This window comes from Duganella sp. GW821-FHT07F09, assembly GCF_059418705.1.
Window position 1 is genome coordinate 585,282 of the sequence record NZ_JBWKQJ010000001.1, and the last position, 13,927, is coordinate 599,208.

A 13,927-nucleotide genomic window follows, 5' to 3' on the forward strand; every position below is an offset into this window, starting at 1 on the left:
CCGCTTCTTGCGAAGCGGGGGTTCCGCTTACTCCAGCTCGGGGTAGCGGCGGAAGATGCCGTCCTCGTTGAAGGGAATGCGCCGCTTCGAGCCCACGTAGGCGGCGATATTGGGACGGGCCGCCACCTTGTCGCGCAAGGCGACCAGGCCGGGATAGGACGGCTCGAGCCTCGCCATCGTCTTCGGGAACGCGTAGCGCAAGCCTTCGATCAGTTGGAACAGCGACAGATCGACATAGGACAGGCGCGAGCCGATGGTCCAGCCGCCGCGTCCCGGATTGCGACGCACCACGCCCTCGAAATAGTCCAGGAACTTCGGTATGCGCGTCTCCCTGAAATCCTTGGCGCGTGCCTTGGCTTCCTTCTTCTGGTCTTCGTAGTACTTATTGGTGGAGATGGGATGATGCGTGTCGTGCGCCTCGGCGACGATGTCGGAGATGGTCAACTGCAGCTGGTTGGCCCACAAGCGCCCCGCTTCCGCGCGTGGCGCCAGGCCATGCCGCGCGCCGAGGAACAGCAGGATATTGGACGTCTGCCCGATCAACAGCTCGCCCGCGCGCAGCACCGGCGGCGCAAACGACGGATGATCGACCTTGTCGCCGTCCAGGCTCGCCATCAACGCCGGCATGCCCTTCTTGCGCCGCGCCACATCGTCGTAGGGGATGGCCGCCTCCTCCAGCGCCAGCCGCACGAATTCGCCGCGGCCCTGCAGGCCGTCCCAGTAATAGAGTTGGTATGGTGTCGTCATGCGAAATATCGTAGCACCACCGGCGTACACCCGTCGCACAATCCCTGCGCCGGAAAGCTTTTCCGGCCACGGTTATAATCGAGCGGAAACTAATGTTCCGTCCGCTTCCACATCCACCATGTCTGCGCCCCGCCCATGCCGCCAGTCCCACCGCTTGAGATTCACATCGTCCTGATGGTCGCCGCCGCCGGATTCCTCGCCGGCGTGCAAAACGCGCTGGCCGGCGGCGGGTCGTTCATCACCTTCCCCGCCCTGCTGCTGGCCGGATTGAATCCGCTGGCCGCCAACATGACGTCGACCATCGCGCTGTTTCCGAGCCAGATCACGTCCGCCTATGCGGGGCGCAAGCTGGTGGGCGACGTCGGTCCGCTGACGTTCCGCCAGATGCTGGTCATCAGCGCCATCGGCGGCGTGTTCGGCGCCGTGCTGCTGTTGAATACCCCGGCCTCGTTCTTCGAGCGGCTGGTGCCCTGGCTGGTGCTGTTCGCCACCAGCGTGTTCGCGTGGGGGAGCTTCCGCAAAAAACCGCTGCACGCGGCCAGCGGCATGCCGCGCTGGGTGCTGGTGCTGGCACAGGGATGTATTTCGATTTATGGTGGCTACTTTGGCGGCGGCATCGGCTTTTTGATGCTGGCGGCGCTGACCGTCGCGGGTCAGCAGGTGCGCATGGCGGCGGCCACCAAGAACGTGCTGGCGATGGCCATGAACGCGGTGGCGGCGATGATCTTCGCCACTTCGGGGTTGATCAGCTGGCCGGCGGCGCTGGCCCTGTGCGTCGGCGGGATCGCCGGCGGCTTGTGCGGCGGGTGGTTGATTCACCGTTTGCCGGAGAAGGTGATGCGCGGGTTCGTGGTGCTGGTCGGCGCGGCGTTGACGGTTTGGATGTTTGTGCGTTGATCCCGTGGCGCGTTTGGAGCCGCCGACGGAGCCTGGCGGATTACGCTGCGCTAATCCGCCCAACGTGTATCCTCGGGATATCGGGGTTTGTGGCCCCTGTCACCCTCGCCGTCGCCTGACCACGGTAAAACGTAGGGCGGATTAGGCGGAACGCCGTAATCCGCCATCGATGAGCCGTCGGCGGTTCCTGGAGATGGAAGTTTAATCTAGCATACCATTCAATTTCTTCAACTTCTTGCGGCGTCCAATGTAGCCGGCGCCCACCAACCCGGCGGCCAGCGCCAGCAGGACCAGCGTGCCCACAGTCTTCTGCGCCGGACTGAGATTGGCCAGGGTTTGCATTTCAAATCCGCTTACCTTGGCTTCGGCCGGCTCGGTTTTCGCAAACGATGCCGGCGCCGGGTCGACCGGTTTGGCTTTGGCGCGCGGCGCCGGCACAGGTTGCAGCTCCTGCGACTTCGCCTGCAGCACTTGCAGGTCCGCCAGCGCGGCCTTCATCGCGGCGTCGTTGGCCTGCTGCTGCCCCTGCGCTGCCGCCAGGGGCTGCGCCGACGGCGCCGAACCGCCGGCACGGCCGGCAGCGGCCGCCCCGCGCGCGATCGCCGGGTTGGAGCCGACGTTCGGCACGAACTGGCCGGTGAACTCCGGCGCGATCTTCAACGTCGCCTTGCTGCACGAATCCGCGCTGCACGACACGCCCGCCTCCTTGATCGCCCGCGCGTTCTGCCGCGTGAGATTGTCGCGCACCGCGTCGCCAGGCTGCCAGTATCCACGCTCGATGGCGCTCAACATGCGGTCCGTCACGGCCTGGTACGCGCGCAGGTTGCCGCTGGCGGCAAAGCGCTCGCGCACTTTCAGGCCATGGCGGTCGGCCACGTAGGTGTCGTACATGCGCTGCCATTTGCTGCTGTCGACCACCTCCGGCACCGTCACCTGCCAGGCCCACAGATAGTCGACCACGCGGTTGATGTAGCGCGCGCCGGAATAACCTTCCTTCAGCATGCTGTCCGCCCACTTGGGATTGAGATAGCGGGACTGCATCTCCTGGCCCATGTACTGCTCCAGTGTCTTGTGGCCCGGCTTGCGCGGATTGGACAGATCGCTCACCACCACCTCCGGCGTTTTGCCGTCCACGCTGCGGATCGCCATCGCGGTGCCGCCCAGGTACTGGAAGAAGTCGTCGTTGTCCAACGTCGCGAACAGATTGCTGGAGCGGCTGTGCAGTGCGATCTTGCTGCCGCTGATGGCCTGCTTGAACAATTCGCGCCGCTGCGCGGGATCGGCTTTATCGTCGCCCCAATAGCCGGCGCCGAAAGGATGACTCATGCGGTTGATGAAAACGTCCGCCACTTCCTTCTCGTTCTTCCAGGCGTTCGTCAGCGGAATCAGTTTTTCGATCTGCGTGCCGTATGCGCCGCTCGGCACGCCGAAGATGCGCACCGACGCCATGCGCCGCGCCTCGTCTGCGGAGATGCCGTTCGCCTGCAAGGCGGCGGCGGTCTTGCGGCTATGTTCCTGCATCACGTTTCCCGACGGGCCGACGTCAGCGGCCGCGCCCAGATCGTCCTGTTGTTGCGCCAGTTGCGCAGCCTTGTCCATCAACGCCAGCAGATTGCCGAACAGGTCGCGGAACAGGCCCGACGAAATCAGGGTGACGTCGACACGCGGGCGTGCCAACTCCTTGCGGGTCAGCGCTTCGACGCCGGTCACGCGGCCCCGTTCATCCCAGGTCGGACGCACGCCCATCAGCGCCATCGCCTGCGCTTCCATGATGCCCTCGTGGCGCGAGGTCTCCACACCCCACAGGTTCATGCTCAATTTATCCGGGTACACGCCATGGCGCTTGCGATAGTCGTCGACCAGTTGCCGCGCGAGCTTGGCGCCCGCCTCGTAGGTGGTCTTGCTGGGAATACGCGACGGATCGAGACCGAAGAAATTGCGGCCGGTCGGCAGCGCGTCCGGATTGCGCACCAGGTCCGCGCTGGCGCCGGCCGGGATGTAGCGGCCCGACAGCGCCTCCATCAACCGGTCCAGCTCCAGCGCCGCGCTGCGCTCGATATCGTTTTCCAGCTGCGCGATACGTTTGGTTTTTTGCTCGATGGTGGCGCCGGTATCGAGACTGACGACCGCGCGCGCCGTGGCGTTGCGCCGCTCCGCCGTCGGCGCCACGCCGAAGGTATGCAGTCCGAAAGGCGTCAGCTTGCTGCCGGTATCGTCCAGATATTCTTCCAGCGCCTCCATGTCGGCTTCGGTTTTGAGCTCGGTCTTTTTCATGTCCTTCAACACGCCGCTTTTGGCCGCCATGCGGTTCAGCGCCAGCAAATGGCTGCGCGCCAGCAGCGGGCTTTTTTGCTCGGCCACGCGGTGGTCGTTGAGCAGCGCGCCTAGCTCGCGCAGGTCGGGATTGAGCCCGGCGATATCGAACGGTGGCGTCATGTGGTCGATGATGGTGGCCATGCCGCGCCGCTTGGCCTGTATGCCCTCGCCCACGTCGTCCATGACGTAAGGATAAATATTCGGCATGGCGCCGATCAGGGCCTCGGTCGGATCGTCCTCTGACAGGCCGGCCTCTTTACCGGTCAGCCATTCCTGCGTGCCGTGGGTACCGATGTGCATCACCGCGTTGGCCTGGAAGCCCTTCTGCAGCCAAAGGTAAAAGGCGATGTACTCATGGCTGGGCGGCATGCTCACTTCATTATGCAGTTTCTCGAGATTCTGCTCCCACGCGCGGCCGGGCTGCGGCGCCATCAGCACATTGCCGAAGCGGCGCGCCGGATAGACGAAGAACGGCTGCCCCGTGGCGTCGCGCCACAGCACCGGTGCGCTTTCCGGCTTGCCCCATGACGCCAGGATGGCATCGCGCAGCGTCCGCGGCAGTTTGGCGAACCACGCCTGATAGTCGGCCAGCGGCACCAGCAGCGCCTGGCCGCTTTCGGCCAGATGCTTCAGGCCAGTCATGTAGTCGCCCTTGGATTTGCCGGGGTAATTCCCCCACTGCTGGATCTCGCCTTGCAGCTCGGCCTCGCCGGCCGGCAGCGCGTCACCCGTCCGATAGCCGTCGCGTTTCAGGCGCTGGACGATCTGCCACAAACTCTCCGGCAGCACGTTCAGATACGCGGCGCCGATGGTCTCGGAGCCGTGCGGGTAGTTAAAGTAGATCATGGCGATGCGCTTGTCGCCGTTGGCCTTCTGGCGCAAGGCCAGCCAGGCGGCCACGCGCTCGTTGAGCCGCTCGATGCGCTCGGGGATCGGTGTCTCCTCGACATAGGCCAGACCGGTCTGCGCATCGCTGATGCGTTCACGGCTGGCGACCACCGTCGGCTGTATCAGTCCGGCCATCTCGGCGCCGGCCAACTGCCAGGTGCGCTCGATGATATCGAGGCCGATCTTCGATTCGCGCCATTGCGCCGCCGTGTGCTGGCTTAGCGTGATGGCGTTGATCGCCGGGACGCCGATCTTGTCGAGCAGCGCGCCCGTATTGGCGGTGCCGCCGACCTTCATGCCCAGCGCGACGATCAGGTCGACGCGGCTCTTGCCGTTTTCATCGAGCAGGAAGCGCAGCGGCACGTCGTACGGATAGCCGAACACCGGCAGCACGTTGTAGCCGCCCGCCTCAAGCCGCGCGACGATGGCCGCCAGCGGCAGGGTTTGCCCCGCCACCAGGCTGGCGCGGTAGAACGGCACGGCGATCCACGGCGCGCCGTTCTTGTAGTTGGCATAGCCCTGCAAATAATGCTCGTAGCTGCTGTAGGTGCGGTTGGCGGCGACGTCGTACAGGCCGACATCCGGCATCGCGTGCACCGGCGCCACCTCCAGTTTCGAACCGAAATGCTGGCGCAGGATGTGGCGCAGCAGGTTGCCCATGTTCTCGATGCCGCCCTCGCTGTGATACTGCTGGATGGTCTTGTCGTCCTGGACACCCATCTCGCGGATGCTGTCGTCGATGGCGCCGCCGACAGCGAACACGGGATGCCGCGACTTACTCAGCGCCTGCAGTTCGTCCTTGAGTCCCGCCATCGCCAGCCTGCCCTTGGCGTTGACGACCGCCACATCGGCGCTGGCCAAGGCATTGCGGTCGGCCTGCGTCATGCCGTTGTTGGGGATGATGCGGATGACGACATTGAGCGCCTTCAGCTCCGCCTGCAAACCGCGCACCGCCAGCACCGCCGGCCGCGACTCGACATCACCGAGCATCAGCGCCAGGGTACGCGGCGCCTGCGCCGAATGTACATAACCGACGATGAAGAAGGAAATCAGCAGCAGTGAAACAACTTCCAGTATTCCAAAACGCTTATTCCGGAACATATACGACCTTCCCGTCCGGCAGTTGGTAGGCGGTGCCCAGGCGCTTGCCGGATCCGGACAATGGCTTGTCGCTGACGCGGCTTACCGTGATCTCGGCGCCCTTCTTGGTCAGCACTTCAACCCGGCCGTCCGCACTCTTTTTGGCGATGGTGACTTCCGAATTCGGGTCCAGCAGGTCCATCATGTTCCAGGCGGAGAACAGCGCCAGCATCATGGCGACGATGAAGACGATGCTGGCGTCGAACAGATTTGCGACGCCGGCCAGCGGGTCCTCGGTGTGCTCGCCGATGCGGCTGTAACGGTGGCGGTTCATAAATCGCATGGCCATGTCAGGCCTCCACGCGCATCAGGTGCGGCTTGTGTCCGTGCGTCGCCAGCATGGTTTCGGCGGCGTAGGCGATGTCGGTCAGGTCGCTGCGCAGCCAGTGCTCGCGCACCAGGCTCAGGACATAGGCGCACACGCTGCACGCCAGGCCGACCACGGTGGCGGTGAAGGCGGTGGTCATCGATTCGGCCATCTTCGGCAAATTGCCCTGCGCCAGGCCGGCCAGCGAGATACCCATCGGGATCAAGGTGCCCATCAGACCGAGCGCCGGGCCGACCCGCACCACGAAGCGCACGCCGTCCAGGCGGCGCACGCCGGCGGCATCGGCGCGCTGCACCACGCGCTCGAGGCGCGCGTCGAGTCCCGGCTCGCCCTCCTGCGCCGTCAGCACGGCCGCCATGTCGTGGCGGGCGGTGGCCACCAGCATGCGCACGCCGCGCCGGCGCTCGAGCCATTCGGCGCCGAAGGTGCCGAAGCACACCAGCATATACAAGGTCAGCGCCGCGATCCCCAGCAGCACGGGCAGATACAGCACGTTGGAAATGGAGTACAGCAGCGTCTCGATCGAGCGGATGGCCGCGTCGGCAGGCAGGTTAGGCATTGAATGATCCAGCGACAGAAGCAAGCCACTCACCTCCCCGTGAGCGGATTGAAAGGAAGCGCCTGGGCGCTTCCACCTCTTTGGCCGGTATCCGGGCTCGCAAGCAAATCCACCTGACCTTCCCATGCAAAAGCACAGTGGCATAGCGAGGCGGATAGTCGTCTGGGACGACGCTTGTTTACCGTTGCGGGGGCAGCACATGTTGGCTGGCTGGGCCAGCGCCATGTTTCCCGTTTAACTGCGCATCCAGACGGACGCGCGGGCACCAAAACCTGGCGATTATACGTGGTTCCGGCGCGCCCGGACAGATACGCCGGGTCTCCGGGCTACCTGGGACCCGCGAGGCTTTGGAGAATGGGACAATCCGGCCTGTCGTTGCCCTTGCAGCAGCGCGCCAGCGTTTGCAGCGTGTCGCGCATTTCGGTCAGCTCGTCGATGCGCTGGTTCAGCTCTGCGACGTGGCCGAGGGCGATTCTTTTCACGTCGGCGCTGGCGCGCTCCTTGTTCTGCCACAGCGACAGCAGGTCGCGGATTTGGTCCAGGGAGAAGCCCAGCGTGCGCGCACGCTTGACGAAGCGCAGCGCGTGCAGGTCGTTCTCGCTATAGATGCGGTAACCCGATTCACTGCGCCGCCCAGGTGGAATCAGCGCGATGCTCTCGTAGTAACGGATCATCTTGGCCGAGACGCCGGAGGCGCTGGCCGCTTGTCCGATGTTCATATCTTCGCTCCTTCACTTACAGGTTGCGCGTCAGGCTTCCAGCGGCGCAGCAGCAGCGCGTTGCCGATCACGCTGACGGAGCTGAGCGCCATCGCGGCGCCGGCGACCATGGGGTTGAGCAGGCCGAAGGCGGCCAGCGGAATGCCGACCAGGTTATAGATAAACGCCCAGAATAGATTCTGGCGAATCTTGCTGTAGCTGCGGCGCGAGATCGAGATGGCCGCGGCCACCAGCGCCGGGTCGCCGCGCATCAGCGTAATGCCGGCGGCATGCATGGCGACATCCGTGCCGCTGGACATGGCGATGCCGACATCGGCGGCGGCCAGCGCCGGCGCGTCGTTGATGCCGTCGCCGACCATCGCGATGCATCTGTCCTGCCGCTTCATGGCACCGATGGCGGCGGCTTTGTCGGCCGGCAGCATGTTGGCGACCACCCTGCGGATGCCGAGTGACGCGCCGACATGATCGGCGCTGCCCTGGTTGTCCCCGGTCAGCAGCACGGTCTCGATATTCAGCGCGTGCAGCGCTTCCACGGCGGCACGTGCGTTCGGCTTGACACGGTCGCCGAAGGCCAGCAGGCCGAGTAAGCGCACCGGTTGCGGCGACTGCGTGGCAAGCCACGAGACGGTCAGGCCTTGCCGTTCCAGTTCGGCGGCGCGCGCCGCCAGCGCGGTGAGCTCGACGCCCTGCTCCTGCATCAAACGCGTGCTGCCGAGGATCAGCCGCATGCCGTCGACCGTCGCGGCGACGCCGCGTCCGGGCAAGGCGGCGATGTCGGCGGCGACGGCCGGGACGAAAAGCGCGCCGGCAGCACCATCCCCGGCGGCTTGCAGCACCGCGCGGGCCAGCGCATGCTCGCTGCCCCGCTGTACCGCCGCAGCCAGTTGCAGCAGATGCGCCTTGTCGATGGCGCCGGGCGCCGGCTCGCACACCGCCAGCGACGGTTTACCTTCGGTCAGCGTGCCGGTTTTATCGAAGGCCACGGTGGTGATGCGATGCGCCAGCTCCAGCGCCTGCACATCCTTGATCAGGATGCCGTGACGCGCGGCCACGCCGGTGCCGGCCATGATGGCGGCCGGCGTTGCCAATCCCAGCGCGCACGGACAGGCGATCACCAGCACCGCCACCGCGTTGATGATGGCGGTCTCGCCGTCGCCGGACGCGAGCCACCAGCCCACTAAAGTCAGCAGCGCCAATACCAGCACCACCGGCACGAACACCGCGCTGACGCGGTCCACCAGATGCTGCACCGGCGCCTTGGCGGCCTGCGCGTCCTCCACCAGGCGGATGATGCGCGCCAGCGTGCTCTCGGCGCCGACCGCCGTCACGCGCACCAGCAGCATGCCTTCGCCATTGATCGCGCCACCGGTCACGCGGTCGCCGGCATGACGCGCCACGGGCAGGCTTTCGCCGGTGATCAGCGCTTCGTCCACGTGGCTGGCGCCTTCGGACACCACGCCGTCGACGGCGATGCGCTCGCCCGGCCGCACCACCACCATCTCGCCGGGCAGCACCTGCGCGATCGGAACCTCGACATCCTGGTCGCCGCGACGCACGCGCGCCGACTCCGGCCGCAGCACCTGCAGCGCGCGGATCGCGGACGTGGTCTGCCGCTTCGCGCGCGCCTCCAGCCATTTACCCAGCAATACCAGGGTGATGACCACGGCGGAGGCCTCGAAATAAAGATGCGGCATGGCCGAGGTGGCGGTCAGCAGTTGGTAGACGCTCAAGCCATAGGCGGCGCTGGTGCCGATCGCGACCAGCAAATCCATATTGCCGCTGCGGGCGCGCGCGGCCAGCCAGCCGGCCCGGTAGAAGCGCGCGCCGAGCCAGAACTGCACCGGGGTCGCCAGCAAAAATTGAATACGGCCCTCGAGCATCCAATGGACGCCGCCCAGTTCTAGCAGCATCGGCAATATCAACGGCAGCGACAGCAGCGCCGCCAGCAGTACCGCATAGCCGCTGGCGCCGGGGGCGACCACCGCCGGGGTGGCGGGAGCGAAAGGCGCCGGCGCGGGCTTGGCCTGGTAGCCGGCCTTGTCGATCGCCTGCTGCAGCACACCGAAATCGATCGGCAGCGCCGACTCGACGCGCGCCATTTCGGTGGCCAGGTTGACGCTGACCTGCTTGACGCCATCGACGGCGGCGAGCACACGTTCCACGCGTCCGACGCAGGACGCGCAGCTCATGCCCTCGATCTTGATCGATTGCGAGACGGTTTTTTCAGCGGTTGAGTTCATGATGGTCATTCAAATAGCAGGTGATGGCGTTAGCTTCAAGTATCCCATGATTGGAAGGTCAAGCACTTTTCGCGACGATTGTCTGGTGCCGCACAGAAACTACCGGGATTGTCGCTACAATTGCGATATCAACCTGACACGAAAGGTCAATGTGGCGCTGGGCGGAATGTTAAAACGCGATCTGCTGTGGCTTTGGACGGCCATCGCGGCCATGGTCCTGCTGCTGGTCTGGCTGCTGCTGCAACTGGGCCGCCAGGGCGCCGACTGGCAGATCTCGTCGGCCCGCTCGCGCGCCGCGGTGCTGTGCCAGATCATGCGCGCCGGCGGCGAGCGGATCGACGTCGGTGCCGACGGCGACACCGCGACGGCGCGCGCCATCGTCGACATGGCCCTGCGCGAGGACGCCGGCGTCGAGGGCGGCCTGTGGGACCGGCAACGCGGCGTGTTCGCCTACGCTTTTCCGACCTACGACGGCAGCGGCGCCAAGACCGACGTGCCGGCGGCGGAGTTGCCACGTCTGGCGGCATTGTCGGAGCAGGCACTGGCCGCCGGAAGCGCCGTCGACGAAGTACGTCCGGGACTGCGCGAGGCCGTGGTGTACAGCGCCTGTCCGGTGACATCCAATGTCGCCGGCTGGACTTTGACCCGGGTGGCGACCATCGCAGACAGCGCGCTGCGCCATCTGATCCTCGCCCTCGGTTTGCTGCTCGGCTCACTGGTGCTGGCCGGTGCCGGCTTCGCCCTGCTGCTCACCCGCTGGGGGCGCGAGGCGCAACGCTTGTCGGCATTGCTGGCGGCCAGCGAACGCATGGCCGCGCTGGGCGGACTGGCGGCGGGCCTGGCGCACGAGATCCGCAATCCGCTCGGCACCATTCGCATGAAGGTCGAAAACGCGCTGGCGGCGCCGCCGGAGCGCCGTCCGGCCCGCACCGAAGCGGCGCTGCACACCACGCTGGCGCAGGTACAGCGGCTCGAGACGCTGGTGGCCAGCCTGCTGGCATTGACGCGCTCCTTCCATCCGCAACGCGCACCGGTGGCGCTGGCCGGCTGGCTCGCGCAGCGCGTCCAGCAACATGCCGAAGCGGCCGCCGATCTTGGCGTGACGCTAAGCCTCGAACTACAACCGGGCGTGGACGACGACACGCGCGCCACCGCGCTGTTCGACCCGGCGCAAATGGAACGCGTGATAGACAACCTGATATTGAACGCGCTGGCCCACACCCCCGCCGGTGGGCACATCCGCCTGGGCGCGGCGCGCGACGGCGCCCTGCTGCGTCTGTGGGTGGCCGACGACGGCAGCGGCGTGCCGCCGGCGCTGCGTACCACGCTATTCGATCCGTTGGTCACCGGCCGCGATGGCGGCACCGGACTGGGACTGGCCGTGGTGCGCGAAGTGGTGCAGGCCCACGGCGGCCGCGTGGCCTTGGGCGTGCAACAAACACTCGGTACCCGCATCGAACTGGAGCTGCCATGGCCGTGATCCTGATTGTCGACGACGACGCCGCGTTCCGCGCCACCCTGGCCGAGACGCTGGAAGACCTGGGCCACGACGTGCGCCAGGCCGCCACCTGCGAGGCCGGGCTACGCGTCCTGGCCGAGGGCGGAATCGCCGCCGCCATTGTCGATTTGCGCCTGCCTGGCGATGACGGCCTGGCCTTCCTGCGCGCGGCGCCGGCCATCGTGCCCGGCGTGCCGTGCCTGATGCTGACCGCCTACGCCAGCGGCTCCAACACCATCGAGGCGATGCGCCTGGGCGCGTTCGACCATCTGACCAAGCCACTCGGGCGCGAAGCGCTAACGGTGGCGCTGGGCCGCGCGCTCAAGGCCGGCGCGCAGTCGGCGCGCAAAACGCCAGACACGCCGGCGCCAGACGGCGGCTTGCAGATCGACGAAAAAATGCTGAGCAACAGCGAGGAGATGCGGGCCATCTTCAAACGCATCGGCTTGGTCGCCGACAGCGGCAACTCGGTGCTGGTGCTGGGCGAGACCGGCACCGGCAAGGAACTGGTGGCGCAGGCGCTGCATCAGAACAGCGCCAGGGCCGCCGGGCCGTTCGTCGCCGTCAACTGCGCGGCGATTCCCGCCGAACTACTCGAGAGTGAACTGTTCGGCCATGTCAAAGGCGCGTTCTCCGGCGCCACCACGGATCGCCACGGGCGCTTTCGCGAAGCAGACGGCGGCACCCTGTTCCTCGACGAGATCGGCGACATGGCGCTGCCAACCCAGGCCAAGATCCTGCGCGTACTGCAGGAGCGCGAAGTGACGCCACTGGGCGCACGCCACAGCCAGCCGGTCGATTTGCGCATCGTCGCCGCCACGCACCGCGACCTGGAGACAGAGGTGGCCGCCGGCACCTTCCGTGCCGATCTGTGGTACCGGCTGCAGGTGATCACCATCAATCTGCCGCCACTGCGCGAGCGCGCGGGCGACGTCCCCCTGCTGGCCGCGCATTTTTTGCGTGGACAGGCCGGCGGCCATGCAAAACGCCTGAGCGAGCCGGCATCGCGGGCACTGGAGGCGCACGACTGGCCGGGCAACGTGCGTGAACTGCGCAACACGATGCAGCGCGCCATCGCGCTCAGCGAAGGTGACCTGATCGAGATCGAGCACCTCGGCCTTGGCACGGTCCGCCAAGCCGGCGCCACCACAGCCCTTACGGCCTCAGGCACGGACATCGACTGGGATGGCACGCTCGAACGCGCGCTGGCGCAGGTAGAACTGGCTATGCTGCGACGAGCGCTCGAGGCGGCGGCGGGCAATCGCAGCGAGGCCGCGCGCCGCCTCGGCTTGTCGCGCCAGCAGTTGTACCGCAAGCTGGCGCAGTACCGGATGGAGTAGCGTTGGCGGACAGCTGTCCGTTCCGTTGACACCCGGGTGTAACACCAGCGGACACCCGGGCATGCGCGCCCGCGTAACAAGGGGCTCGCGGCTTGGCACGCTATCTGCATAGTCATGACTACCACCCCTCGACATCACACAAGGAGATAGTCATGAATGTTCTTAAATACCCGATGATGGTCATCGCGCTGTCACTGGCCACGGCCGCATCCGCAGCTCCGCCACAAACCGATCCGGCTCCGCCGCCACCGCCAGCCGGCCAGCCGGCACCACCACGGGACCAACCGGCGCCTCCGGCGCCACCACCGGGAGCGCCGGTTCCGCCACCGCCAGGCGCAGACGCGCCACCGCCGCCGCCACCGCCACCGGCGGAGGCCCGCCGGGGCAACGCCGCCAAGCCTGTGCCGCCACCGAAGCCGCGCGGTCCAGCGGGCAAAAGGCCGCCCGACACGCCGCCTCCACCGCCACCACCGGCGCCGGGAACCCAACCACCGCCACCACCTCCCGCCGGCCAACCGTAACACCATCGTGACAATGCCTCCGTCTTCGTTGACGCGATCCATGGCGCTGGCGGTGGCGCTGTCCGGCCTATGCTCCGGCGAGGCCCGGGCGGCGCCACCGACGCCGCCGCGCGGCCCCTCGGCCACCGCCCCCTCGCCGGTGGCCGAGGGCATCGTCGCGCGCTGTCTCACCACCCCTTACGGCGACCCGAACGGCTTGCGCCTGGCCGACGGCACGCTGGTGCTGTTCCCGCCGCACGTGGCCGCGCGAATCGGCGGTGCCGCCGCGCCGGGCGACCGGGTGCGCGTCATCGGCCTGGCCACCGACGATGGCACGATCCGCGCCACCGCCCTGGTCAACCTGTCTTCGGGCGCCAGCGTCGACGACGAGCAGGCGGGACCGCCGGCCCCGCCTGCGGCGCGACGATCGCTGCAAAGGCTGGAATCGGCCGGCACCATCGATGTGGTGCTGCGCGGACCGCGCGGCGAGGCCAATGGCGTCATCCTCGCCAACGGCGACATCATCTACTTCCGTCCGGACCTGGTCCGCACACGGCTGGCGCCCGCCCAGCCATTCGCCGCCACCGGCATCGGCACGCGCGGCGCCGCCGGCATCTCCCTCGAAGCGATAACGGTCGGCGCCGACCTGTCAGCGGCGCGCGCGGCGGCCCGTGGCATGCCCGCGCGGCCCGCGCGCCCTTCACCACCCGGCACACCGCCGGCCAATCAACCGTAATCGGGGTACCCAACGCGTG

General features: G+C 67.0%; 10 protein-coding genes and 1 riboswitch. Of the genes, 4 read left to right on the forward strand and 6 right to left on the reverse strand.

The window, feature by feature from the left end; translation table 11 throughout:
* Positions 1–27: 27 nt before the first annotated feature.
* On the reverse strand, positions 28–747 hold the full coding sequence (locus tag AC07P1_RS02735; RefSeq protein ID WP_494694389.1) for a glutathione S-transferase: 720 nt from the start codon (positions 745–747) through the stop codon (positions 28–30).
* A gap of 135 nt (positions 748–882) precedes the next feature.
* Here AC07P1_RS02735 and AC07P1_RS02740 point away from each other — a divergent pair, with 135 nt between their 5' ends.
* Positions 883–1,644 (forward strand): sulfite exporter TauE/SafE family protein, encoded by a 762-nt coding sequence (locus AC07P1_RS02740; RefSeq protein WP_494694390.1) that lies wholly within the window; start codon positions 883–885, stop codon positions 1,642–1,644.
* A gap of 201 nt (positions 1,645–1,845) precedes the next feature.
* Here AC07P1_RS02740 and AC07P1_RS02745 read toward each other — a convergent pair whose 3' ends face one another.
* The 5 genes from AC07P1_RS02745 to AC07P1_RS02765 form a co-directional block, all read right to left on the reverse strand.
* Entirely contained in the window at positions 1,846–5,949 is a 4,104-nt protein-coding gene (locus tag AC07P1_RS02745; protein WP_494694391.1) for a cobaltochelatase subunit CobN, read from the reverse strand.
* Positions 5,936–6,277, reverse strand: coding sequence for a DUF2149 domain-containing protein (locus AC07P1_RS02750; protein ID WP_229210296.1), 342 nt, complete (start codon positions 6,275–6,277; stop codon positions 5,936–5,938). Before AC07P1_RS02750 ends, AC07P1_RS02745 begins: the two co-directional genes overlap by 14 nt.
* A 1-nt stretch (position 6,278) precedes the next feature.
* A complete protein-coding gene (locus AC07P1_RS02755) occupies positions 6,279–6,875 on the reverse strand; it encodes a MotA/TolQ/ExbB proton channel family protein (protein WP_494694392.1) in 597 nt (198 codons plus the stop codon).
* A gap of 65 nt (positions 6,876–6,940) precedes the next feature.
* Positions 6,941–7,159: riboswitch (cobalamin riboswitch) on the reverse strand.
* A 42-nt stretch (positions 7,160–7,201) separates the two neighbouring features.
* A complete protein-coding gene (gene cueR, locus AC07P1_RS02760) occupies positions 7,202–7,594 on the reverse strand; it encodes a Cu(I)-responsive transcriptional regulator (RefSeq protein ID WP_494694393.1) in 393 nt (130 codons plus the stop codon).
* Positions 7,591–9,834, reverse strand: coding sequence for a heavy metal translocating P-type ATPase (locus AC07P1_RS02765; RefSeq protein ID WP_494694394.1), 2,244 nt, complete (start codon positions 9,832–9,834; stop codon positions 7,591–7,593). Before AC07P1_RS02765 ends, cueR begins: the two co-directional genes overlap by 4 nt.
* Before the next feature lie 166 nt (positions 9,835–10,000).
* Here AC07P1_RS02765 and AC07P1_RS02770 point away from each other — a divergent pair, with 166 nt between their 5' ends.
* The 3 genes from AC07P1_RS02770 (at position 10,001) to AC07P1_RS02780 (ending at position 13,908) form a co-directional block, all read left to right on the forward strand.
* The gene (locus AC07P1_RS02770; protein WP_494694395.1) at positions 10,001–11,314 is read left to right on the forward strand and encodes a sensor histidine kinase; all 1,314 of its coding nucleotides are present in this window, start codon (positions 10,001–10,003) and stop codon (positions 11,312–11,314) included.
* The gene (locus AC07P1_RS02775; RefSeq protein WP_494694396.1) at positions 11,305–12,672 is read left to right on the forward strand and encodes a sigma-54-dependent transcriptional regulator; all 1,368 of its coding nucleotides are present in this window, start codon (positions 11,305–11,307) and stop codon (positions 12,670–12,672) included. Before AC07P1_RS02770 ends, AC07P1_RS02775 begins: the two co-directional genes overlap by 10 nt.
* A 561-nt stretch (positions 12,673–13,233) precedes the next feature.
* A complete protein-coding gene (locus AC07P1_RS02780) occupies positions 13,234–13,908 on the forward strand; it encodes a hypothetical protein (RefSeq protein WP_494694397.1) in 675 nt (224 codons plus the stop codon).
* The last annotated feature ends 19 nt before the right edge of the window (positions 13,909–13,927 follow it).